The 24,285-nt window shown below is 38.1% G+C and carries 26 protein-coding genes, 1 pseudogene and 1 riboswitch; of the genes and pseudogenes, 2 read left to right on the top strand and 25 right to left on the bottom strand.

The window, feature by feature from the left end:
* Window positions 1-110: 110 nt before the first annotated feature.
* The 6 genes and pseudogenes from NSQ84_RS07980 to rarD form a co-directional block, all read right to left on the bottom strand.
* Window positions 111-414 (bottom strand): annotated as a pseudogene (locus NSQ84_RS07980) (group II intron maturase-specific domain-containing protein); the annotation flags it as partial.
* Between the two features lie 138 nt (window positions 415-552).
* A riboswitch (Lysine riboswitch) is annotated at window positions 553-745 on the bottom strand.
* A gap of 977 nt (window positions 746-1,722) precedes the next feature.
* Window positions 1,723-2,805, bottom strand: a complete 1,083-nt coding sequence (locus NSQ84_RS07975; protein ID WP_311067245.1) for a LysM peptidoglycan-binding domain-containing protein — start codon at window positions 2,803-2,805, stop codon at window positions 1,723-1,725.
* A 183-nt stretch (window positions 2,806-2,988) separates the two neighbouring features.
* Window positions 2,989-3,657, bottom strand: a complete 669-nt coding sequence (gene bshB2 / locus NSQ84_RS07970; protein ID WP_063389702.1) for a bacillithiol biosynthesis deacetylase BshB2 — start codon at window positions 3,655-3,657, stop codon at window positions 2,989-2,991.
* A gap of 17 nt (window positions 3,658-3,674) precedes the next feature.
* Window positions 3,675-4,022, bottom strand: coding sequence for a YojF family protein (locus NSQ84_RS07965; protein ID WP_063389701.1), 348 nt, complete (start codon window positions 4,020-4,022; stop codon window positions 3,675-3,677).
* A 14-nt stretch (window positions 4,023-4,036) separates the two neighbouring features.
* Window positions 4,037-4,303 carry a hypothetical protein gene (locus tag NSQ84_RS07960; RefSeq protein WP_063389700.1) on the bottom strand — a complete coding sequence of 89 codons (267 nt, stop codon included), beginning with the start codon at window positions 4,301-4,303 and terminating at the stop codon, window positions 4,037-4,039.
* Between the two features lie 34 nt (window positions 4,304-4,337).
* The gene (rarD, locus tag NSQ84_RS07955; protein ID WP_339212576.1) at window positions 4,338-5,237 is read right to left on the bottom strand and encodes an EamA family transporter RarD; all 900 of its coding nucleotides are present in this window, start codon (window positions 5,235-5,237) and stop codon (window positions 4,338-4,340) included.
* A 138-nt stretch (window positions 5,238-5,375) separates the two neighbouring features.
* Between rarD and NSQ84_RS07950 the strand changes: the two genes are divergently transcribed.
* Window positions 5,376-5,789: an Hsp20/alpha crystallin family protein gene (locus NSQ84_RS07950; RefSeq protein WP_063389698.1), complete on the top strand. Its 414-nt coding sequence runs from the start codon at window positions 5,376-5,378 to the stop codon at window positions 5,787-5,789.
* Window positions 5,790-6,326: 537 nt separating this feature from the next.
* Here the strand turns inward: NSQ84_RS07950 and NSQ84_RS07945 are convergent.
* From NSQ84_RS07945 to ypmT, 16 genes are all read right to left on the bottom strand, one after another.
* Window positions 6,327-7,670, bottom strand: a complete 1,344-nt coding sequence (locus tag NSQ84_RS07945; protein WP_232515754.1) for a S41 family peptidase — start codon at window positions 7,668-7,670, stop codon at window positions 6,327-6,329.
* A 225-nt stretch (window positions 7,671-7,895) separates the two neighbouring features.
* Window positions 7,896-8,735: a M15 family metallopeptidase gene (locus tag NSQ84_RS07940; protein ID WP_130157584.1), complete on the bottom strand. Its 840-nt coding sequence runs from the start codon at window positions 8,733-8,735 to the stop codon at window positions 7,896-7,898.
* 236 nt (window positions 8,736-8,971) lie between these two features.
* On the bottom strand, window positions 8,972-9,676 hold the full coding sequence (gene deoD, locus NSQ84_RS07935; RefSeq protein ID WP_066250301.1) for a purine-nucleoside phosphorylase: 705 nt from the start codon (window positions 9,674-9,676) through the stop codon (window positions 8,972-8,974).
* Between the two features lie 98 nt (window positions 9,677-9,774).
* Window positions 9,775-10,089 (bottom strand): YodL domain-containing protein, encoded by a 315-nt coding sequence (locus tag NSQ84_RS07930; RefSeq protein WP_066250298.1) that lies wholly within the window; start codon window positions 10,087-10,089, stop codon window positions 9,775-9,777.
* A gap of 73 nt (window positions 10,090-10,162) precedes the next feature.
* Window positions 10,163-10,486 (bottom strand): phosphatase PAP2 family protein, encoded by a 324-nt coding sequence (locus tag NSQ84_RS07925; RefSeq protein ID WP_158640156.1) that lies wholly within the window; start codon window positions 10,484-10,486, stop codon window positions 10,163-10,165.
* Between the two features lie 1,293 nt (window positions 10,487-11,779).
* On the bottom strand, window positions 11,780-12,550 hold the full coding sequence (locus NSQ84_RS07920) for a sporulation protein (protein ID WP_327855927.1): 771 nt from the start codon (window positions 12,548-12,550) through the stop codon (window positions 11,780-11,782).
* Window positions 12,551-13,360 (bottom strand): protein kinase, encoded by an 810-nt coding sequence (locus tag NSQ84_RS07915; protein ID WP_063389691.1) that lies wholly within the window; start codon window positions 13,358-13,360, stop codon window positions 12,551-12,553.
* 2 nt (window positions 13,361-13,362) lie between these two features.
* On the bottom strand, window positions 13,363-13,551 hold the full coding sequence (locus NSQ84_RS07910; RefSeq protein WP_063389690.1) for a hypothetical protein: 189 nt from the start codon (window positions 13,549-13,551) through the stop codon (window positions 13,363-13,365).
* 175 nt (window positions 13,552-13,726) lie between these two features.
* Window positions 13,727-14,341: a hypothetical protein gene (locus tag NSQ84_RS07905; protein ID WP_235600520.1), complete on the bottom strand. Its 615-nt coding sequence runs from the start codon at window positions 14,339-14,341 to the stop codon at window positions 13,727-13,729.
* Between the two features lie 148 nt (window positions 14,342-14,489).
* Complete coding sequence (locus NSQ84_RS07900) at window positions 14,490-14,717, bottom strand: YozE family protein (RefSeq protein ID WP_063389688.1); 228 nt, start codon at window positions 14,715-14,717, stop codon at window positions 14,490-14,492.
* 218 nt (window positions 14,718-14,935) lie between these two features.
* A complete protein-coding gene (bioB, locus tag NSQ84_RS07895; RefSeq protein WP_117016921.1) occupies window positions 14,936-15,934 on the bottom strand; it encodes a biotin synthase BioB in 999 nt (332 codons plus the stop codon).
* 124 nt (window positions 15,935-16,058) lie between these two features.
* Window positions 16,059-16,208 carry a YjcZ family sporulation protein gene (locus NSQ84_RS07890; protein WP_082829556.1) on the bottom strand — a complete coding sequence of 50 codons (150 nt, stop codon included), beginning with the start codon at window positions 16,206-16,208 and terminating at the stop codon, window positions 16,059-16,061.
* Window positions 16,209-16,573: 365 nt separating this feature from the next.
* On the bottom strand, window positions 16,574-17,512 hold the full coding sequence (locus tag NSQ84_RS07885) for a magnesium transporter CorA family protein (RefSeq protein WP_063389686.1): 939 nt from the start codon (window positions 17,510-17,512) through the stop codon (window positions 16,574-16,576).
* A 293-nt stretch (window positions 17,513-17,805) separates the two neighbouring features.
* A complete protein-coding gene (msrB, locus tag NSQ84_RS07880; RefSeq protein ID WP_063389685.1) occupies window positions 17,806-18,777 on the bottom strand; it encodes a peptide-methionine (R)-S-oxide reductase MsrB in 972 nt (323 codons plus the stop codon).
* Between the two features lie 165 nt (window positions 18,778-18,942).
* Window positions 18,943-20,148 (bottom strand): MFS transporter, encoded by a 1,206-nt coding sequence (locus NSQ84_RS07875; protein ID WP_130157589.1) that lies wholly within the window; start codon window positions 20,146-20,148, stop codon window positions 18,943-18,945.
* Between the two features lie 151 nt (window positions 20,149-20,299).
* A complete protein-coding gene (ypmT, locus tag NSQ84_RS07870; RefSeq protein WP_063389739.1) occupies window positions 20,300-20,494 on the bottom strand; it encodes a protein YpmT in 195 nt (64 codons plus the stop codon).
* Between the two features lie 172 nt (window positions 20,495-20,666).
* Here ypmT and NSQ84_RS07865 point away from each other — a divergent pair, with 172 nt between their 5' ends.
* Window positions 20,667-22,046, top strand: a complete 1,380-nt coding sequence (locus tag NSQ84_RS07865) for an RsmF rRNA methyltransferase first C-terminal domain-containing protein (protein WP_130157591.1) — start codon at window positions 20,667-20,669, stop codon at window positions 22,044-22,046.
* Between the two features lie 32 nt (window positions 22,047-22,078).
* On the opposite strand, the gene NSQ84_RS07860 is transcribed toward NSQ84_RS07865, so the two are convergent.
* The 3 genes from NSQ84_RS07860 to NSQ84_RS07850 form a co-directional block, all read right to left on the bottom strand.
* The gene (locus NSQ84_RS07860) at window positions 22,079-22,657 is read right to left on the bottom strand and encodes a YpmS family protein (protein WP_066250274.1); all 579 of its coding nucleotides are present in this window, start codon (window positions 22,655-22,657) and stop codon (window positions 22,079-22,081) included.
* A gap of 5 nt (window positions 22,658-22,662) precedes the next feature.
* Window positions 22,663-23,490, bottom strand: coding sequence for an SGNH/GDSL hydrolase family protein (locus tag NSQ84_RS07855; protein WP_144596979.1), 828 nt, complete (start codon window positions 23,488-23,490; stop codon window positions 22,663-22,665).
* 131 nt (window positions 23,491-23,621) lie between these two features.
* Window positions 23,622-24,194 (bottom strand): SCO family protein, encoded by a 573-nt coding sequence (locus tag NSQ84_RS07850; protein WP_094245660.1) that lies wholly within the window; start codon window positions 24,192-24,194, stop codon window positions 23,622-23,624.
* Window positions 24,195-24,285: the final 91 nt, after the last annotated feature.

The following is a 24,285-nucleotide window of genomic DNA, read 5'->3' as shown; positions in this document are numbered from 1 at the left end:
CGCTCCTTTTTTCTTTGTCATGGAAAGGAGCCGGGTGATAATCGAGTAGGAGTGGGTGACTAACCCCCGACCTCTCACACCACCGTACGTACCGTTCAGTATACGGCGGTTCAATTAAGATGACGCAGAAATTGATATCTTTCGAATAGACTTCTTAACCCTTGTCGACTCCAGTAGGAGTTGTCGAGGGTTTTGTGTAGAATGGGACTGCAGGCAATCCGACAGTATTTCTTGCGTATTACCCCACTCGAATGGCTTATGCGTTGGAACACTTAATCCTCTGAGTTTCCGAATTTTTGTTTTCGGCGTTTTCCACTCTTTCCATAAACACATTCGAAGTCTTCGTCTGATCCATTCGCCAAATTCTTTGAACTTACTTGGCGTATCTGCCAAGGCAAAATAGCCGCACCATCCCCTTGCGTTAAGCTAACTGCTCTTCTGCCTTTGCAGCTCGGGACTTTCACCCTAGAGATTACACCCATGCTGGGCGCACCAAAAAAGCCGCCGAAGGTGATTCGGCGGCAATACAAACATTACCCGTATCAACCCTTCCGTGAAGATAGCGCTCCACGGCTGCTTTTCTCCAGGCAAACCGTGACAGTGCTGCCCCTGTTCGGTGGCAACCCCAGTCCGCACATCCAGAGAAATGTGCGAACTTCGGCGGCTTTCCCTTTCCAGCGAAGTCTTCAATGTTCTCTGCATCTCGTTCGCAGTACTCATAAAAGCCGCAACCTCTACCTCATCGGGTGAATGAGGATGCTATTTATTTAATTCCATAATGATTATAAAACAATTTTTGTGCAAAAACAATATCTATTTACACCTCGATTGAGACAAGATTTTTTCGTATAGAATTTTTTAAAATCCAACCATTGCTTTCAAGGGATGATCAATCGGTCTACCAGATGATTGTTGTAGATAGAAGACATGGTTTCTCGTGATGACTTCGATCTTTTGTTTAGAAATGATTTTAAATATGGTTCTTACGAAATTTTTTATGAAAACGAGTAAGGGTTGAAAACAAGTTTATATTTGTTATTTCGCAATAGTTATCACAATCGATAAAGTACCTGTTTCTCTAACAAAAATAATCCAGTTCGTCCGCAAGTCACTCGTTTTATTATTTGTAAGCGATTGATTTGACCCTCAAGCAGACCGATGTTTTAGGGGGAAGTAAAGCATTCCTTACAGCTTGGATATCACTTCTCAGCCTAAAAGCATAATAATAAAATGGTGTTGGGATCATTTCACCCTCCCTCTATAAACTTTAATTTTCTTCAAAATTCTCACGTTTTCTTTAAATTTCACTAACTTCCAATAGCTTCTTCACCTCATGTTAGTAGATATTAATTGAATATATTTACATGGTAGAGTCCGTCCCACCGAACAGATTTACAATATCTGTAATATCCTGTATGACCGTGCTCCTAATCAATACCTATAGCACCTCCTTCAGATCAACAGAGTATGCCTTATTTTCTAAAAATTATTCCATATCATTTGCTGAATTCGTTGCAAAATATAAATTTTTATATACAATTGTATTTCTTGTCAATAATGTCGAAACATTTTTAACAACCCTAAATTTCATACATATACAAAATCTCCAGTAAGATGGATGTATCGGCAAATTAGACGATTCTATCATTCTTCCGATTAAAAAAGCAATCAGCCAACAAACGGCTGATTGCTTCATGTTTCTCATTCTCGCAAAATATAATTTTAAAAATAAGATCTGGCTCCTAAATATCGATCGTTCCAATATTTTTGGTTTAAATTCGATATTTGCACGCCACTTGATCCGGCATGAATGAAATCCCCATTTCCAAGATAGATTCCCATGTGGGAAGGACCTTCTTTATATGTTGAAAAATATACAAAGTCTCCGACATCTGGTGAACTTACTGGTTTCATCATGTTCCAATAACCGGCTGTACTTAACCGAGAAACGGATGTCACTTTGTTTAATACATAGTAAACAAATCCGCTGCAGTCAAAACCAGATGGCGTATTTCCGCCCCATCTGTACGGAACTCCAACTAATTTTTTGGCTTCTCGAATCATTACTAAAACTTTGCCGTTTTGAGTAGATGAATCAGAATTCGTTTTTGTACCGGAATTCACTTGACGTGCACTATCAGCTGAAGAGCCTGACAGCTTCAATACTTGGCCGGGGTAAATAACGTCAGATGAAAGGTTATTCGCAGCTTTTAATTGATTGACGGTTAATTTAAATTTCACAGCAATTTTCCATAGAGAGTCGCCTTTTTGGACGGTATATGTATTTTGTGAACTTGCTTTATTTGAAGTTTGTGAGGTTTGTTTGGGCGCCTGCACCTGTTCTTTGGCGCTAACCTTTTCGCTAGATACAGCTTGGCTGGATCCAGATAGTTTTAACACTTGGCCAGGATAAATTAAATCGCTGGTTAATCCGTTCAGCCTTTTTAATTCGCTGACAGACGTTCCGTTGTTTTTGGCAATGCCCCATAACGTATCACCTTTTTTCACTGTGTATGTCGAACCAGTTTGTTTAGGAGCCGCCTCTGTTTGATTATTAGTAGTTACTTTCGCTTTCGGAGAAGACGATGCTTCTGAAGGAATATTTAAAACCTGACCTATGTATATTGTATCGCTTGTAAGTCTATTTGCTTCTTTTAACTTTACAACAGTAGTATTATATCTTTGCGAGATTCCCCAAAGAGTATCCCCGGCTTCTACTCGAATCGTTTCAGCGGAAGCGACTCCTGCGAAAACCGAAGATCCAAGAACCGCGGATGTCGTTAATCCCAACACTTTTTTCTTCATACAGCCTTTCCTCCTCATATGAGACATCCTATGTTCGTTTATCGTACAATAAAATTTCTTACTTATTATATCGACAACTTTCTTCATATTTTACTATATTATAAGATAAAATTCATCATTTTTTCAAAAAAGAGGATGATAGACCTGTATTGTAAATATTTTCAAAGCAACCTATTCGATCGTTTATTTTTCATCATCAAATGGGTAAATCCAGAACGTTTCTTTATGAAAAAATTGTTGAAATTGAGGGAGGTCTTTTCCTCCTTCTTCTATTTTTTCTACGATGGAATAAGTTTGCGATCGATGAGCCTTCAATGCCTGTATTTTTATATCTGCAACTTCAGATATATCGATTTCTACATCCGGCTCGCCTATATGTTCAAATCGATCGTTTGAAAAAGCTATGCAATAAACGGTTGGACGCTCCTCCCTTTTCAAGCGTTTCACCGCACGAATAACCGCCTCGCCACAAGCGTTGTGATCTGGATGAACAGCATAACCAGGATAAAACGTGACAAGAAGGGTCGGTTTGACTTCCCGGATGATCTGTTCAAAGTGGTCTGCCAATTTTTCTTCATCTTCAAATTCCAATGTTTTATCCCGATAGCCGAGCATTCGTAAATCGTTTATATTTAAAATTTTTGCGACCTGCTCCAATTCTTTTTTTCGAATATCTTTTAATGTCTCCCTATTGGCGATTAAAGGCTTTCCCATGCTGCGGCCCATTTCGCCTAAAGTGCAGCAAGCATACGTGACAGGTACGTTTGCTTTCCGTTTTAAAGCGATCAGTCCTGCTGCTCCGAACGATTCATCGTCGGGATGAGGCAGGATCACTAATAACCTCTCTTCCATTTATTCCTCTCTCCTTTTTAAGAAAATGGAGTTTCACTAATTTGTAATGCAATGGCAAGCTTTCCATCTCGATCGTGGCCGGCCATGAGAAGGCGATTTTGTTCATCAACGGTATAATCGGTAAGACCTTCAGCATACACCCAGCCTTCCTCTGTTTTTAATCCGACACGGTATGGTCCTGTTCCTTTTATTTTACCTTGTGAAAATGTAATTTTTGCATTTCGGACAAACGCGACAATAGTCATGCTGTTTTGATTGTGGTGTGAAGTATAAGCACCGGTTGTCGTTTCAAGATGAATATACACCTCTTTATGTAAAAAAGAATCAATGATTTTTTGAACCCTTATCGGATCAATCGGTTTCAAAGCTTCCACCTTCTTTATTTTGTTAAGATTTTCTCATACATCTCCATATGCTTGCTGATTAATTCAAGCTTCTCTTCCGGTGAAATGTCGGCTGCTATAATGCGTTTCAGCGCATCTAGTAATTTTTTATCTGGACTTTTTCTTACTCTAGGGTGAGTCATTTCATCGAGGAGTTCTTTTTTAATCGCCTCTTCCAACGTTTTTTTCTCATCTGACCCTACTGAAAGAGTTCGGTTTGACCAAAGTTTTCTGTATGCATGAAGAAGTTCGTTATCATTCACATTTATTCACCTCGAGGAACCTGCTTGCATGAGGTTACTTTGAGAGTCTAGTCTTCCATATCGTTTTGAAAGAAGGTTCACTCATTGTAAAAATGATGATGCCTGTCCAAATGCAAACAAAGGTGATCAATTCTACAACAGTAAACGGCTCGTGGTAAAGAAAAACGCCGAGAAAAAAAGTGATCGTTGGCGCAATATATTGCAAGACTCCGAGAAAACACATCGGAATTTTAGGCGTACCTTTCGCAAACAGCAATAAAGGGATCGCCGTGATGACGCCTGTTCCCATTAGAAGAAAGTTGGTCGATGCATCCCATTCAAAAAAAACACTGCTTCCTAACGATTCTAAGTATAGCACATAAATGATTCCAATTGGAAACACAACAAACGTTTCAAGCGCCAGACCAAAAGCAGAATCTAATTTTATCACTTTTTTAGCCAGTCCATAAAACCCGAATGTACTCGCAAGAATAAGCGATGTCCACGGGACATGGCCATAATGGACAGTTGATATGAGCACTCCGAAAGCCGCAAACAAAAACGCGGTCTGCTGCCCTTTGTTTAATTTTTCATGCAAAAAGATCATTCCTAATAGTACGCTCACCAATGGATTTATGTAATAACCAAGACTTGTCTCAAGTACACGGTCATGATTCACCGCCCAAATATAAACAAACCAATTGGCGCTGATTAAGAAGGATGAAAGAGCCAACGTTAACAAAATCTTGGGTGATTTAACGATTTTTGTGCACTCATATAAAAAATCAGCAAATCGTTTTTGGAACAAAAGCAACAGCAACACAAAAACAAAAGACCATATGATTCGATGAGCCAAAATTTCCTCAGATGACACATGGTCTAATACTTTCCAATAAATAGGGAATATCCCCCATAAAATATAAGATAGACTAATATACATGATTCCTGATCTCATGCTAGATCATCTTCCTTCCCATATCACACATTATATTCTGTTTCGATCGCTTTTTCCAAGAAATTGTTTTGAACGATCTTTCCGCAGCAGTCATATATTACAATGTAACAATTAGGGTCGAAGAGGGATGTGTGAGCAATGAATCTTTGGAAAAACATGAATGCCGGACATGTTGAACAATATATTCAGGAAGTAATGAAGCAAGCGTTTGGTTCACACTATACGGAGCAATTCCCATTCACCAGTCCTTTTCCTATTATGAATCATAAAGAAGCTCCTCCTTCACCTGAATTTTATGAGACAGATGAATTTATCTATATTAAACTTCCGATGAATGATGATTTAAAAAAAATGATAAAAATCCAACATAACCAACACCATTTGCATCTTATGAATTATCCGGAAAAAAATCAACAAAAAAAATTTGTATTTCCTGCACCTGTGAAAAGAAAAGGGACAAAAGCCGTTTTTTCTGACGGAATTCTTGAAATTAAATTCGTGAAATTAAAAGATCATCATTATACGGAAATTGATCTTTTCCCATCTGAGTAAAATGAGGCCGGTTTTGTTAACCAGCCTCCACTCATCCAATTTTCGTATGGATAAACTCCGCACTGCCAAAAGGGATCTTCAACATATTCCTTAAACTGAAGATGAAATGCAGACAAATCCGATTCCGCATTTTACTTTAATCCCTTTTCTTAACACCAATTCAAAAATATCGAAGCGAACGTTCGCCGCATTATATGAAAGCTCAACAAAAATGAAATGAAAATGGCAGAACGATAGGGAGGTCTATGATTATTAAATTTTTTAAAATGAAATGAAAAGTGGAGAAGGTAGGCAAGAATTTAAAAGCAAAATATTTGTCACTTGCCCTTTTTTATTTGCGATCACTTTACATATATTTGGATGCCTTAGTTGTATTAGCAATCATTCCCTCTTGCTTTATCGTATAGAAAAAATCAGTTAAGTAAAGCTTTTGCAACAGGACTTTCCTTAAATAAAGTCCTTTCAATGTCAACAATATGCTTGAACAAATCTGAAAATAAAGAAGGCGGCCGGAAGACCAAGCCGCTGCTGTCAATTTTATTCCATCTTCGATTTCAATACTTCAATTGCTTTTTTCATTTGGGTATCATTTTTTTCAATTTTTTCTCTTACTAAATCCATCAGTTTGATTGTCGTATCTTGTGAGATTTTGCCCGTTTGTTTTAATTGATGGTCTCTTTGGAAAGCAACAACAGTATTTTTTAATGCTTTATCAAAATATCCGTCCACATCTGTTTTATAGCCTAAAGCTTGAAGCATTTTCTCAGCTGTTTTCACTTCTGTTGAAACGTCGCCTTCCTGCAACGTTTTTTCCGGATTTAAATATGGTAAATGAGCATATTCAGGCAAAGTCACTTTATATTGAGGTTCTATTCCTTTTTCGTGAATCCATTTGCCTGAAGGTGTCAGCCATTTGGCAATCGTATATTTCATCGACGAACCGTCTTCAAACGTTTTAGCGCTTTGAACGGTTCCTTTTCCGAACGTTTTTTCTCCTACAATCGGAATTCCCTCCGATTCGTTCAAAGCCGCGGCCATAATTTCGGCTGCGCTGGCTGTTCCATTATCTGTGATGACTACGACCGGAACATCAACGATTGGTTGATTTTCCGCTTTATAAATATCCTTTGATCCGTCTTTTGCTTCAACTTGCAAAATCTTTTTGCCTTTATCAACAAACATATTTGACATCGTTATGGCTTGGTCCATCAATCCCCCAGGATTTTGTCTTAAATCGAGGACAATTCCTTTTACTTTTTTCTCCTTCAGCTCCGTCAATGCATCTGCCAATTCTTTTCCAGTGTTCTCGGAAAATTTTGTGATTTGTATTTTTCCAATTTTATTTTCTACTACTTCACTATAAACTGTTTCAATCGGAATCGTATCTCTTGTAATCGTAAAGGTCAGCGTGCCGACGCCATCCCGTTCAATTTCAAGGCTTACTTTCGTTCCTTTTTCGCCACGAATAAGAGATACCGCTTCATTCACAGACATTCCTTCAACACTTTTATTGTCAACTTTTAAAATTTTATCTCTCGGCTTCAACCCTGCTTTCTCGGCAGGCGAGCCTTTTATCGGTGAGACGATCATGATATAGCCGTTCGTCTCTGTTACTTCTGCACCGATTCCTTCAAAGCTTGAAGATATATTTTCTTCAAATCCTTCTGATTCTTTCAAATCCATATATGACGTATACGGGTCGTCGAGAGATTCTACCATCCCTTTGACAGCACCTTCTACCAATTTTTCATCATCTATTTTTTTATAATATTCTTGCTTTAACGTATCATATGCTGAATAAAGCTTCTCAAAACTATCATTTTCTTTTTCAGATGCTGACGTAAAGTTGAGTAATGTGAGCGTAAAACCGCAAGTTATTATGACCGTCAGTACAATTGCGATGAAAAAATTTCGTTTTTTAATATACAACACAACTCCCCCTTTAATCCATCCATTTCATTATGTCCGACAATTACAATATCGTCAAACGATCTATGTGTTTCTGTCGGCAAAGAAATGGCAAGTCAAAACGTTAAATCAACGCTCTTTCATCCTTCATCTCTTGTTTATGAAAAAATCAATCCCGCTTCAGCGGGAGAGCTTCGGTTAAATTTTCTTTACTTTTTGGAAATATTCTTCAAGTGTTAAATTATTTTCATATATGACTTTTGCAGCTTTCTTTCCAACGTAGCGAATATGCCAAGGCTCATACTTATATTTTGTGATCGCTTCTTTCCCTTTCGGATAGCGGATAATATAGCCAAATTTATGGGCGTTTTGTTGAAGCCATTTTCCTTCCTTCGTTTCCCCAAATTTTTCAGTAATTTGAAAATCTACACTTTCACTCGTCACATCAATAGATAACCCTGTCTGATGCTCACTTTGACCAGGTTTTGCTACTGCTTGAACTGCTTTTTGCTCCCCTTTTTGTTTTTTTTCTGCTTCAAACAGCTCAACCTGCCGATCGTACGAACGAAAGCCTGAGGCTCCGAAAAGAATCACGCCGTCTTTTTTCGCAGCTGCAAAAAGCTGTTCAAGTGCCGCAGCTGCTTCCTTGCGCAAATAACGCTTCGGAACATCCGCGTCCCCGAATGAAAACTGTATATTTGGCACTGTCAAATCATTTGGTTTATAGTCGACAGGAAGGAAAAAATCTTTATTGACAAGAACTAAAATATTGTCAGGATTTTGAATAACGGGTTGACCGTTAACCGTTTGTACGACATTAAAATATTGCTCCTCAAGCAAAAATTCCGGATCAATTTGTTCTGTTTGGACGGTTTTTTCCGTTGTTTGGACGAGTTCTTTGTTTTCTACTGTTTTTGCTTGCGGTTCATTCTCTTCAACATAGTCGCTTCCATGAAAAAAGGGAAGCTTATCAAATGGCATTGAGCATCCGGCAAGCATCAAAGCTGCAAGAATCGTGACTGCGATGATTTTATGCATAAAAATTCCCACCTTGTATAATCTCTCACTCCTATTTTAACACTTGTCCAAACAGAAGAAAAACGGTTCTTACATTATAACTTATCATAACGTTCAATAAAAGAAAGGAGCAGATGACGATCTTTCAAAAACTAAAACAAGAGAGTGAATGTAATAAATGGAGCTAAGCCGTTTCCTTCAATTTTTGTGAACATGTTTTAAAAAATAAAAAGCGGCATGACGCCGCACATGCCGTTTTATTCCTGTATAGCAGCTTCAAGAGCGATTTCAACCATTTCGTTAAAGGTCGATTCCCTTTCGGCAGCAGATGTTTCTTCCCCAGTCAGGACATGGTCGCTGACCGTTAAAACAGATAATGCTCTTCTGCCGAATTTCGCAGCAAGTGTATAAAGAGCAGCCGTTTCCATTTCAAGTGCCAAAATTCCGTATTCAGCCCATTTTTCGTGCTCCGCTTGATCATTATAGAATAAATCCGTCGTGAACACGCTTCCGACTTTGACGTCGATTCCTTTTGATACTGCAGCATCATAAGCTTTTTTCAACAAATCAAAATTAGCGGTAGGCGCATAATCAACAGAGCCAAACGTTATGCGGTTCATTTGGGAATTCGTTGATGCGCTCATAGCTAAAATGCAGTCTCTGATGTGGACGTCTTTTTGAATGGAACCGCAGGAGCCAACGCGAATAAGCGTTTGCACATCGTACTCTTGCATGAGTTCATGAATGTAAATCGAAATCGATGGAACCCCCATTCCTGTTCCTTGGACAGAGATGCGCTTTCCTTTGTAAGTTCCGGTAAAACCGTACATTCCTCGAACTTTGTTGTAGCATACAGCATTTTCTAAAAAAGTTTCCGCAATATATTTGGCCCGAAGGGGATCACCGGGAAGCAATATTTTGTCAGCAATCTCGTCTTTTTTCGCACCAATATGAATGCTCATGTTATCAAGCCCCTTCATTTAAAAATAATTGAAGTAATATTATCATAACATAGCAGATTTTTCATGAGAATCCGTGCAGCATATTTTGCATCCTCCAATCACCGGACGTGAATGCGGTGAATTTTTTCCCACCCACCGGTCACTAATTTATAATACTTTGTTCCATTTTTTCCTTCATCAATAAAAACAATGTCTCCTGTCCAAATATAACGTCCGTTATAATCCGGAGGGATCGCTTCCGAAATATTAAATTTCCGAAAAATTTTTTTGAGCACTTCCTGATGATTTTTTGCACGGACAGTTAAGCGGTATACGGGCCGATACCCTTTTTTCTCCCCGATGTTTGGTGTTTGAAAGATCGTCACATCATAATCGGTCGATGGATTAGACAATTTAAGAAGATTCAGTGCCAACCTTGTCCCCTCCAAATACAATTTTCCAAACTTATTTGCTGTCAATGGAGGGAATTCCTGCTGCGAATGTCAACTACTTTTGTCGAACCTTTTCTGATATTGTCAAGATAAACATAAGCCAGCACAATCCAACCGCAAATCCCGCCAAAACATCTGTTAAATAGTGAACTCCCAAATAAATTCTGCTTAATCCAATCAACAGACATAAAATACTGGAAACAGCAAAAACGACCCGCTTTCCTTTTTTTATGCGGGTGCTGATTAAATAAGCGATCAAACCGTAGACAGCTGTTGAATTCATCGTATGACCGCTTGGAAAACTGTAGCCGGAAATATCGGTCAGTCGATCAAAATCAGGGCGCTCTCTTTTCACCATTTCTTTTATCATTTCATTCATCCAACGAACTCCGTATAAATTTATGTAAAGAATAATGAACGTGATCCATTTTTTTCGAAATATATAATAAATACTTATGAAAATAGTGACAGGGAGAAGAATATGATATGAACCAATTTCTGTAAAAAAGAACATAATGGAAGTAAATGGATCATTTCGAACCCCTTCGATTGATTGAACAATTGTATCGTCAACATGGCGAACTGTCTCATTTTTAATCGCAAAGGAACTCGTTATCAAATAAAAAAGCAGGATGAAAAATATATATGTTTTATTCATCTAAGGCAGCGAAGATATGCCACTTTTTAGCGAAAGTGGGAAAGGTAATCGCTTTTTCCTCCCTTCGTTTCGTTGTATTTCTTAGTATAGTAAAAAATAGGAAAAACGCAAATCGTTTAAAACGTCTTATTCTTTTTATCGCTGATATTCGAAACAATTTTTGCTGAAACCTATGATAGAATGATAGTTGGGGAGGTGGTGGAAAACAGTGGATAAAAAAATACATCCATTCATACTATTAAATTTGTTGATCAATTCGATCGTGTTGGGGATGTTTGCTTATGACAAATACAGCGAACATAATATAGGTTATAGCATCACTTTTACAGTCTTATGTATATTTTTTGTTTTCTTAACTATTTATGGGTTCATGAACAATAGTAAAATTAACCGAGCAAAGCAATAAAAGAATGATGCTTCTTTTTGATGTTAAATAGTAGTGATGGCCGCCTTTTAATAAGGTGGAGGAGAATTTCCTTTGCGTGCTGCTGGTATTTTCTTATTCAAGTTAAGAAGTTTACTGTTGCCGCGCATTGATAAATCCGTTCATTCATCTTTTCAAGAGAGTGTGTGAACTGGATACATTTCCTTCCGTCTTTATATACATAGAGAGCTTTGATTTTTAAGTTCTTCATCGCCATAAATTTTTGATAGCTGGCTTCTATTTCTGAGCAGCAAAAGCAGAGGGGTGACGATATGTGCTGCCCAACACCCCTTCCATTTTCGCAGCCTTAATGCGCCCTCTTCCTCCCATTTTGGGTTGGTCCGATTTTATCGCGGCCACAATAAATTTAGCTAGTTAAAAATGCCGCGTAATTTGACTGCACAGCTACTTTGACAGCTTTTCTAAACGGAATAGTCTTCTCCGTTGTCGCTAATATGAGAGCTTTGTTATACACCTACTTACGCCATAACCGACTGATTCTATTCCCCGTCGGATTTTATGACAACAGCCTTTTAAATTGGACATGATTGAAAAATTTTCATACAAAAAAACTAGGCTCTCCTTGTTTATCAGCTATATTGGCGAATGATATTGATAAGCTTGCTATCAAGATTCGGCACGTCCTGCCTGCTTACACGAACTCGAACGTAGCTTTCATCCAAATCTAGCGCTTCGGCGAGAAACCCGGAAAGTCCTCTTGCTCTTCGATCAATTTCCATAATCATTTCAATATCGTGTTCGCCTATCGAATAGAAAACAATTTCAAGCTCCTTTAAACGGCCTCTAAATGGACCGGAAGTCGGATAAAATTCAAACTCTTGAATGAACGGTAGCCTTTTTCTTAAACGATATGGCGCTGCTTCATTTTCAACTTGAAGGAGCTTAAATCCGATTCGGTTTATACTGTTTAATACTTCCTTCATTAAGCCGCCGGGAACAACGTCGATATAGTCCGTATCTTTCGGATCGATCGCTCCTTTAATATCCAATCCGGTATGAATCCATACTTTGGATGCTCCGATAGTAATTGGAGTATCAAGCGGAAGCTGAAATGAAAACGGAATTTCTTTCGTTTCATTCGGCAGTATGACGAAAGGTTTATTGATTTGTATTTTAGCGATTTCTGCTTGCCTCTTCTCTCTACGCTCATCTACTTCTTTTATATAATGCGTAAGAACGGACAAGTAAATTTCGTCAATTTTTTGTTCAACGTTTCCTCCATTAATGACAACAATGCCTTTCACCTCTTCGCCGGGATAGAACGTTGAGGAGGTAAGCTTCGTATCTACTTTTGCCGCTCCAATCCCAATGCCCGCGAAAATTTTATTAAATAGAGACATTTATTCTCCCCCTATTTCGGAATTTTTCTGAATATCCTCTAGAATCTCCTCTGCTGATCTGTATGAACCATCCATTCCAAACAGCTTTTTTATAATATTCTTTGATTCTACGGAAATATCTAGCTCCTCTTCCCAACTTTTTTCTTTTTTTCCCTTTTGATCAAATGATGAATAAAGCAAAAACAATACGAAATGCCCCAGCGCATAAAAATCCGTCTGAAAGCTAATTTTACGCATCCTTTGCTTTTCCGGCTCCCATTTATGAAAACTCTCCTCTTCTTCATCTGTAATCAAACGGGACAAGCCAAAATCAATGATGGAAATACTGTCGTTGTAAAGAAGAATGTTCGGTATTCTTAAATCACGGTGGACAACGTTTTGATCATGTATATACTGGACAACTTCGAGAATTTTTGTTAAATAATGAAAAGCATCTTTTTCGGAATATTTTTTTCCAAATTGAAAGATTAATTGCTCAAATGTTAGCCCTTCTTTGTATTCCATGACAAGATATTGATGGCTACCATCATTGATTTCAGCATATAAAGCTGGAACGGCAGGATGACTTAATTTTTGCAATATTTCCCTTTCTTTTTGAAAAGGCCGTTCACCCGTTGTTTTTCTTCGCTTTCGGAGCTGCTTCAAAACGACTTTTTGATGTGTGGACAAATCTTCTGCAAGATACGTGATTCCGTAGCTCCCTACTCCTAAAAATTTTTGGACTACGTATCGTTCGATAACAGATCCTGGTTTATGCAGCCGCTCACCCCAAAGCGGAAACGGCTTCCAAAACTTTTTCCAAACTTCCATCATCAGCTGCTATACGAACCGGAAAAGAATCCAAACCCAGAGCGATGTTTTCTTTTATAATAATGATGGCCGTAAGAAGTTGGATCATGTTTGTATTTTGACTTAGGATAATGCTTTTTGTGGTAGTGGCTGCTGCTGGAATAATGGTAAGGGCGATGGCCTAAAAACGATTTGATGAATTTTCTCAACATACACCTTTTCCCTCCTTCTTGTATTACTTGTTTTTACGAAAAAACTCTGCATTGGTTTCAGTTTAAAAAATTTTTTGAATAAAAAGATTGGAAGACCTGGTAATCTTCCATTCCTCTATTTCTATTACTTGTCATCCATTGCAGTTTTTTCATTAGAAAATTTTTCAAAAAAAGATCATGGTAAGCGGCTCATTTTTTTCAAATATTGAATGACAACGTCCATCATTTCCTTATATTTTTTATCCCCAAATAAATCGTAAAGACCTTTGTAATCATTATACAGATCAAGGAGGGAATCAATGATTTCCTGCTGCATAGGCTTTGTTTTCTTTTCGTTTTTTTGGCTGTTCATCGGAGCAGAAGCATTTTTCTGTGCGCCCATCCCAGCAATATGTTGGATAATATGAATATTTTGCAAATGTTGATCTGCTTCTTTTTTCGAAACGGCCAGCTTTAATTCATCCGCAGATGATTCCATCCATTCCCCGTCGCGCACCCGCACTAATTCATAAATCACTTCCTCCCACGCATCGTCTTTATACCTCCACAATTCCGTCCGGTACCCGACAATTTTGAAAATTTCATCACCATAGCCTTTCACATAAACAAGATCGCCAATTCCAAACATCAGTTCCACTTCAACCGTTTCTGACTCAAACACAGTCCCATCATATTCTGATAAAAACTGTAATGAATGTTCAAAATATAAAATTTCACTGTAATTGATTTCATATAAAAACTCTTCGTCCATCGTATGGATGTTTGTAATCGTCCCCAAAGTACCGTACAAAGTAATAACGACTTGATCGCCAATATTGAACTTCGGTTTTTTTCTTTTCAGTATGAAGGCACCCCCTTTAATGCCATCACTCTTTCGATTATCACATTATATGCATCATCAACTTGTTTGAGTTGGGCGGACTATTTTGAAGGCTCAGTCAATGTTTTTGTTCAATCAATTGAACATATTTTTCCCAAGCTTCATCAAAAACAGACATGTTTTCCAAATATGATCCATTTAATTCCAAGTAATTGCTGAGTTCATCATAATCAGTTGAATTTTTCGGAAAGCTGTGGTCAAGATAAGCATCGTTTGCAAACTTGCTGATTTTGTCCTTCGGTTTAGGATGTCTGAACGTCATCAAATAATGATAAAAAGAACTCATATTTCCACCTTCCTAAAAAATTTGCTTGTTTCATTATAACGTTTTGATAAATTTTCGAAAATAAAAAAACCGCCTTTTTATGGAGCGGTTTTAAAGAGAAAAAATGCTCTTTCTTCAGCTGCAGCTGGAAAAAGATTTTTTATTGTTTTATAGAATGGACCATATTTATTCTCCACTGATTAAAAAACAACGATCCATTATGCCAAGACACCGTTTCCTTATTGAACGGTTTCTGGAAGCGGATTTAAGTCAATCTCAAAGCCTAAATCTTTTAACATTTCGTGATCTTTTGACATTTCCTGTCCTTCAGTTGTTAAATAGTCTCCGATAAAAATAGAATTAGCCGCATATAACCCAAAAGGCTGTAGCGAGCGCAAGTTTACTTCCCTTCCTCCGGAAATGCGTATTTCTTTTGTCGGCAGCATGTAGCGGAATAAGGCAAGCACCTTTAAACAATATCGAGGATTAAGATTATTTTCTCCTTGCAACGGAGTTCCTTCAATAGGATGAAGAAAATTAACCGGAATAGAATCTGCGTCGATCTTCTTTAAAGCAGCAGCCATTTCAATAACATCTTGTTTCGATTCACCCATCCCGATAATCACACCGGAGCAAGGAGAAATCCCTGCACGTTTGACTTTGTCAACTGTGTTTACGCGATCTTCATATGTATGACTAGTGACTATATGTTCATGATATCTTTCTGATGTGTTCAAGTTATGATTGTATCGATTGACACCAGCTTCCTTCAATCGTTCCGCCTGTTCGTCTTTTAAAATTCCTAAACATGCGCAAACCGTCAAGTTGTATGTATCTTTTATTTCGCGTACAGATTCGCATATTTTTTCTACCTCATGGTTTGTAGGCCCTCTTCCGCTTGCAACGATGCAGAAAGTTCCAGCTTTCAACTCTTGTGCCCGTTTGGCCCCCTCTAAAATGGCTTCTTTTGAAAGCAGCGGGTATTTGTTGATCGGAGCCGTTGATACGGAAGATTGGGAACAGTAGGAACAGTTTTCAGGACAATATCCTGATTTTACATTCATGATCATATTTAACTTCACTTTATTCCCGTAAAATGCTTTTCGAATCTTGTAAGCACCATGCAGAAGAAGCAGCAATTCTTCATCAGGACAGTCCAAAATTGCAGCAGCTTCCTCATAAGTTATTTTATGTCCAAATAGTACGTTTTCGGCTAATTCAACCCAATCGATTCTCATTTCGTAATCCCCCTTTTCTGTAATACTTAAATGGTAAAAAAAGAAAGGATATATGTCAACTATTTTTTGAATTAAGTTTACATAAAATGCAGATAAAAATCCTGCCCGAACAGGCAGGATTTTTTTATTTTACATAAGCGCAGCCGACAATGATCAAAAGTATAAATAATACTACGATCAAAACGAATGAAGATCCGCAGCCATATCCGGCACCATGTACCGGATAACCGTATCCATGTCCACAATGGTGAAAATCGTGATGGTGAAAATGCATTTGCCCCACTCCTCATTTTTTAATCTAGGTTTCAGTTTACATTATGTTTTTTTGGACTTTCAGGTATGTGCACATGCCTATTTTTCCAAATTCTTTGGAACAAACGCCCTGCAGTTGGAAATTGGAAACACCAGTTGTGCAAGCGGGCAGATGATATCGTCCTATAAGAAACATGAGGAGGAACTTCATCTGCGACCGCATTTTGATTGTCTTAAAAAATCAATTTTACAAATTTTAGATTATTTGAGATTACTATAGACATGGCAGCGGTCAACGAAAGAAAAGGAGTGGGCAAATTCGTCTTTTTCCGACATAAGCTGCTAGTATTAGTTCAGAGTCATCTGACCAGTTATGGTTGTACAAGTTTAAAAATATCTTTTTTTCCAAAAAATATAAGCTGTTAAACTTGACATGAGCAATGAAATGGAAATGGGAATAAAAAACGCAAAATGATGATTTTGAAACGGTATCGGCACATTCATTCCATACAAGCTCGCTACTAATGTCGGAATAGAGATGACGATCGTAATTGCCGTCAAAAATTTCATGACAATATTGACATTGTTGGAAATGACTGATGCAAATGCGTCCATCATTCCGCTTAAAATACTTAAATATACCTCTGTCATTTCAATTGCTTGTTTGTTTTCGATAATGACATCTTGCAAAAGATCTTGATCTTCCTCATACATTTTCAAGTAATTTAATCGCAGCAGCCTTTCCATGACAATATTATTAGATTTCAGCGATGTCGTAAAATAAACTAAGCTTTTTTCCAGACTGAGCAATGAAAAAAATTCTTTATTTTTCATCGATTGATGAAGCTCTTTTTCTACTTCGCTCGTTTTGCGATTAATTTGTTTCAGATATCGCAAATAATATGTTGAAGTTAAATATAAAATTTGAAAAGCAAAACGCGTTTTCATAAACGTATAAAAACCTTTAACTTTGTTTCTGGCAAACTGTTCAAAGATTGGGTTTCCTTGCAAACATACTGTAATAAAACAACTGTCAGTAATGATCATTCCGATCGGGATCGTTTCATAAAACGTTTGCCCGATGTCATCTACCGTGATAACCGGAATGTCAACAATAATCAACACATTGTGGTCCTCTTTTTCAATCCGGGATCTTTCCTCATCATCCAGTGCATCTTTAAAAAAGTCTATTGGAATTTGCAGCCGTTCTGAAACGAAATGAACTTCTTCCTCAGTCGGTGCCACCATGTTGATCCAACAACCGTTTTGAATATCTTCAATTTCCTTCAATTGGCCGTTCGCGCTTGACATATAAATGTTCAGCATGCTTTAACCTCCTTTGCTAGAGGCAGTCTGCACGCGCAAGAGTGTCATCGCTTACGAACAGCGCCTCTTTCCGCATACATACTGCCTTACCTATCTCGGGTCCGTCCGGATCTAAAAAAGAACCGCTATTCATAAACGATTTTCACCCTCCTTCATCCATAAAAATTCAACCTAATATATGATACTAATTTTGTTTTACGATGTATATAGGTTTTAACGGAATTTTACATAAATTTGAACATTTAATAAAAAAAGGGCACATGTTTTTGTGCCCATTCGTTTACATATAATCTTTACTCTGTTTGATCGTCTTCAAACAGTTTTTTATATTCACCATAGCCTTCTTGTTCGAGCTGATCTTTCGGGATAAAGCGAAGCGCAGCCGAGTTAATGCAGTAGCGAAGGCCTGTCGGTTCTGGACCGTCAGGGAAAACATGTCCAAGGTGCGAATCCGCCGTTTTGCTTCTAACCTCTGTACGGATCATGCCGTAAGATGTATCTAATTTTTCGACGATCTCATGCTGATGAAGCGGTTTTGTAAAACTTGGCCATCCGCAGCCTGAATCAAATTTATCGAGCGAGCTGAAAAGCGGTTTTCCCGAGACGATGTCGACATAAATCCCTTCTTCTTTATGATCCCAATATTCATTTTGAAATGGAGGCTCCGTCCCGTTGTTTTGCGTCACCTCATATTGCATCGGAGTCAATCGTTTCTTCAGCTCTTCTTTATCCCAGTCGCTCCAATGCTTGCGTATAAATTCATCCCGTCCAGACGCTTGACGATACCGTTTGTAGTGAAAAGGATTTTTTTTGTAGTAATCTTGATGATAGTCTTCGGCTGGGTAAAAAGGTTTTGCCGGCAATATTTCGGTCGCAATCGGTTTTTCAAAACGTCCGCTTTTTTCTAAAAGCTCTTTCGATTGTTCCGCGAGCTCGCGCTGTTCCTCCGAATGATAAAAAATAGCCGTTTTGTAAGATTCTCCCCTGTCATAAAATTGTCCGCCCGGATCAGTCGGATCAATTTGCTGCCAAAATATATCCAGAAGCTTTTTATATGGAAACACGTTCGGATCAAAGGTAATTTGCACAGCTTCTACATGACCCGTCGTGTGCGAGCACACTTCTTCATATGTCGGATTTTCCTTATGTCCTCCCGTATATCCGGAAACAACCTTAATAATTCCCGGAAGCTCATCAAAAGGCTGGACCATGCACCAGAAGCAGCCACCCGCAAAAGTAGCCAATTCATATTTTTCATTGCTCATCATTTTTCCCTCCCTTTAGCTAATTTTCCTGCCTGCTCATTCTCATCGCAAAAGTAAAGATCAACTTGTTCTTCCTACAATACATTATAAAACGATTAAAAAGAACAAAACAATTGATTTGCAACTCAAGCATAGCGAAGTGCAAAAACTAGTATATTCGTTCCATTAAGAATTTTTCCTTTTTTGCTCCATGTTATCACGAAATGGCCATAACGCTGCCATCATGAAGGCTAAAAGCAAAACGATGGAAGCTAAAACGTATGGAAAATCGACGTCGATATCAAACAAAATTCCTGCAATCGCAGGACCGACAATGTTTCCTAAACTTGTATAAGTAGAGTTCATGCCGGCAATAAACCCTTGTTCATCTCCTGCCATATTGGATAATAGAGTGGTGACAGCTGGTCGAAGAAGATCGCATGCTAAAAATACAGCAAACGTTACAGCCATAATGAAAAAGTAGCCGTCAACTAAGGTTGACAGAAAAATAAAGACGGAAGCGCCTAATAAACAAATTTCAATCAACCTTTTCTCGCCAAGATACTTCACTAGCTTGTCAAAGAAAACGATTTGGGCGATGAGTCCAAAAATCGTTCCTGTTGTTATGACGATGGAAATATCTTTCGGTGAAAAACCGAATTTTTTATCGACAAACAAACCGAACATCGTTTCATATGCGGAAAGACCAAATGCTAAAACAAACACGATCAATAGCGGTACAACATACGGAGGTTTGATCGATTTGCTTAATTCGCTGAAAAATTGAAGACGAGTTTGTTTTTCATCTAATTGTTGAATGCTATCATTTGGAAGCGGTTCTTTTAAAAGGAGAATGGAAAAAACGGCTGCGACAAGCGCAATAAATGCCGCAAGAAAAAACGGCACCCGAATGCCGAATTCTGCTGCAAATCCTCCGATGCCGGGCCCGATAATAAAACCTGCGTTAATGCTGGCAGACAAATATCCAAGCGCTTTCGGCCTGTCCTCTAAAGTGGTGATATCTGTAATAAACGCAGTAACAGCGGGCATAATACATGCCGCGCTGATTCCGCCAATTATTCTTGAAATCAAAAGCAAGAAGAACGCAGAACCTATTGCAAATAAAAATTCGGATACAGCAAACAAAACTAAACCGATGACAATCATAATCTTTCTGCCAAAACGGTCAGTAAAAATCCCCGTGACCGGCGAGGAAAACAACTGGGCAGTTGAAAATGCTGCTATGAGATATCCCATATAAACGCCCGATAAATTTAGTTCATTCATATAAGCAGGCAAAACCGGAACAACGAGTCCGATTCCTAAAAAAGCGATAAAAACATTGCAAAGCAGCAATATGAGGGAGATATTTTGTTTATTTGAACGTAACATGATAACTTCACCTGCATATCTTTGACTTTAAATTTTTATGTATCAAGAATCAACTACGATGTAAAATTTTTACTTTTACAGGAAAGAAAGAAGGCGATCCATCAAAGGACGTTTTTCATCCTTCTGGATCCCCTTTCTATCTCGCTTTTCTTTAACTTTTATGCTCGCGCAAATGAAGTACATATACAGCAATGCTTAAAAACAAGGCGCAGTAACCGACATTTATGTAAACTTTGTCTAAATTGTAATCTAAGTTTCCAGCAAGGTATTGTTTATATGCCATACCGCCAAAATAAACAGCAAGGAGGAACATGACGATGCTAGCAATTAAATATATTTTTTTCAAATACATCACCCCTACACCAAATTCCCTTGCTTTTCTTTTTCTATAAAAATGTTTCATCTCTAACAATTTATTTTCTCTTATCTTCACCTCTCCGTCAAGAATTCGCCAGAAAGAATTTTCGCCATTATGTTTCATATTCCGCTATAATATTTTAGGAAAGGAGATCTGAAATATGGCATTACCTGATGATTTTTGCCGGAAAATGAAACAATTGTTAAAAAATGAAGCAGATGATTTTTTTTCTGCTTTGCGAGATGAACCGATCAAGGGACTGCGCTTCAATCGTCTAAAAATCGAAAAAGAAACGTTCATTCGGAAAATACCTTTTTCTCTTTCTTCAGTTCCCTTTTGTGAAGACGGATTTTATTACGATGAAAAACAAGACGAGCCCGGAAAACACCCTTTTCATGCAGCTGGGCTCTATTATATACAAGAACCGAGTGCTATGGTTCCTGCTGAAGTGCTTCAGGCAAAACCTGGAGAAAAAATATTAGATTTGTGCGCTGCGCCAGGAGGAAAATCGACGCAAATTGCCGCGGCGATGGAAAATGAAGGAATTCTTATCTCAAATGAAATTCATTTCAAACGAGCGAAAGCACTATCGGAAAATATTGAACGTTTCGGAATTCAAAACGCTATTGTGATAAATGAACGGCCCGAAAAACTGGTTCAACACTTTCCGAATTATTTCGACAAAATTTTAGTTGATGCCCCGTGCTCTGGAGAGGGAATGTTTCGAAAAGATGATAACGCCATCGAATTTTGGAGCGAGGATCTTGTTGAAAAATGCTCGTACACGCAAAAAAAGCTGTTATCTTTAGCGTTTCAAATGTTAAAACCCGGCGGAACTCTCGTCTATTCCACCTGCACGTTTTCTCCTGAAGAAAATGAACAGGTTATTGAGGCATTTGTAAGCATGCATCCAGAAATGTCTCTTGTTGAAATTCCTAAACGTGAAGGTTTTGATCGAGGAAGAGTGGAATGGACAAAAACGAATTTTGAAGAAATTTCAAAATGCATCCGCCTTTGGCCGCATAAAATCAAAGGTGAAGGGCATTTCGTTGCGAAATTAATCAAAAATGGCGAAAACAATACGAGAAGCAGCGTTTCATATTTAAAATCAAATGTCAAAAAACAGCAATTAGCTGAGTTTCAGCAATTCGAACATTCTTTTTTAAAGAAAAGAATAACCGGGGCATTTTTCTTAAAAAAACAACAGCTGTATGTATTACCTGAAAAATGCCCAGATATTACTTCGTTGAACGTTTTGCGGGCGGGTCTCCATCTTGGAGAAATCAAAAAGAAACGATTTGAACCGAATCATCATCTTGCCCTGTCACTCACACCAAATGATGTGAAATACAGTTATTCCTTCTCAACGAACGAAAAAGATTGGCAAGCTTATTTAACGGGAGAAACGATTTCATCTCCATTGGGTGTAGACAGGGGATGGATATTAATGACAATAGACGGCGAATCGATCGGTTGGGGAAAAGAAACGAAAGGAACCATTAAAAACTTTTATCCAAAAGGTCTTCGTGTTCAATTTTGACAAAACAAAAGCGGGTTTTGATACCCGCTTACTTATTTGAGAGGGAGCGGAACATACAAATTTGCTGAAATTACCCCTTCCTCCAAATCAATTTTTTCAGCTTGAATTTTAGACCCGTTTTCCAATGCCAGCTGATCAAGAAAGACTACAATCTGGCGATTTTTTGCATCAATCTGCACTTCTTTTGGAAAGTGGTATTGGGAATCAATATATTTCAACACATAAGAGACCGGAACGGAAAGTCTCCCAACCGATAAGCTTTTCACCTTTAAAATGACGTTTCCCTGCTGTACACTCGGTTCAAAAGACATGACCATGTCCAAATCTCGGCCGAAAGCGAGAAGGCTGCCGTACAGTTTAATATCATCCGTAATTTCAACCCAGTATGTGAGAGGCTGATGAACGGCTTCCTTTTTTAAATAATCATTGATGACCTTAGTTACTGTCTGTTTATCTGTTTCCACTTTAAAGACAGCAAAATCTTTACTACCTTCCGCTTCCTTTTTCAGAGGCGGTTTTTCCCCAGGCATAAGCAGAAGACCAGAGGAGATGAGAATAATCAAAAAATTGGAAAACAACAAGATAAAAAATGCAAGCTTCCATTTATTCATTTACTTCAATCCTTTTTTGTTCCATTTTCCAATGTTTCCATAACCCTTGCCGCAATCAATACATATCCGTTCTCGTTCGGATGGAATTCATCTGTATATAAGAGGTTTTTGTCCTCTCCTTCTTGAAAAATATCCTGAATTGAAACGAATACCGCACGTCCATCTCCGAGCAAAATTTGTTTCGTCCGCTCGTTCCATTCCGAAATAATCATATCAATTTCCGGAAATTCTGCCAATTTCCACGCAAACGGATTATAAAGCCCAATAAACGCAATCACTGCCTGTTCATTTGTCAACCGGATCTTGTTCATAATGTCTCTTAAACGTTGTTCATAAAGAAGGCGTTCTTCTTGAAAAAGTTCAACTGTTAATTCAAAAATATTTTCCCGCACGACTTTCATTAAATCATTGGCACCAATCGTCATGAAAATGAGATCGGCATCTTCCAATTCCTTTTTTACTTGATCTTCATCAAGCTTTTTTAACAAATTTTCCGTTGAATGCCCCATCGCTGCAAAATTGACTGTTGAAACAGATGAAATGTCTTCCTTTTTTTCTAATTCATCTGAAACGAGACCAACATAGCCTTCTTTTGTTCGGTCGCCCACTCCTTTTGTCAGGGAGTCGCCAAGTGCAACAATTTTGATATCTCCTTGCAATTGAAAAGAGCTGGACCTACTTTCATTCCCCGCGACAGCGATTTCAGTTTCAATCGGTTTGCTCTCTTCCTCTTCCGCCTTCGCTTGATTTGAAGGAGAAGCAGTGGATTTTTGGACACATCCGGTTAATAAGAAAAAAGTCATAATAAGAAGAGAAAATTTTTTCGACAGCATTCCTATCACCTTGTGACGATCTCTTTCTTTTTATTATATCATACGAAAAAAAGTTTAAAATTGACCCAAAGGCATCATGTACAGAGGGTCCTTTCCCCCTGCTGTCAGACGCTTTAGGCCAACTTTAAACTTTATTGAACAGCTTTTATATCGTTGATGATTTCGTCATACGGCGTATTTTCAACACCGTTGTAGCTTTTTAAAACAACTCCGTTTTGATCCACTAAATAAAAGCTCGTTCCATGAATGACCTGATCATCGCTTTCCGGTTTTTGAACGATCGTTTTAAAACTGTTTTTTGCAAAGTTTTCAATTGTCTCTTGGCTGTATCCGGTTAAAAAATGCCAGTTGTCAAGAGAATCGGAAAATTGATTTGCAAATTGTTTCAGTTTCTCTGGTGTATCTACTTCCGGATCAACGCTGAATGATACAAACTCGACTTCAACACCTTCTTTTTCCGCTTTTTCCTGCAATTGAGCCATATGGGCTGTCATCGGCGGACAAACGGTTTCACAGCTTGTAAAAACAAAATCAGCTACCCAAACCTTCCCTTTTAAATCTGCTAAAGCAAAGGGCTGTCCGTTTTGATCCGTAAATTCAAAATTTTCCACTTTATAATTCAACGGATCTTTTATTTTATTTCCACTGCAAGCCGTTAAAAAGATCAATAACAGAAAACAGGAAATGAACATTTTCTTCTTCATCGATCATTCACCTTTCACCTATTCTCATCGAAAGTGTATCAAATTTTCATTCAAGTGAAAACAAATTCCAAAATGATTCATAAAAGATTCA

It is taken from the genome of Aeribacillus sp. FSL K6-3256 (assembly GCF_037965805.1).
GTDB classification, from domain to species: Bacteria; Bacillota; Bacilli; order Bacillales; family Aeribacillaceae; genus Aeribacillus; species Aeribacillus composti.
The sequence above is the reverse complement of the archived record's forward strand: the minus strand, read 5'-3'. Positions and strand labels throughout refer to the sequence as shown.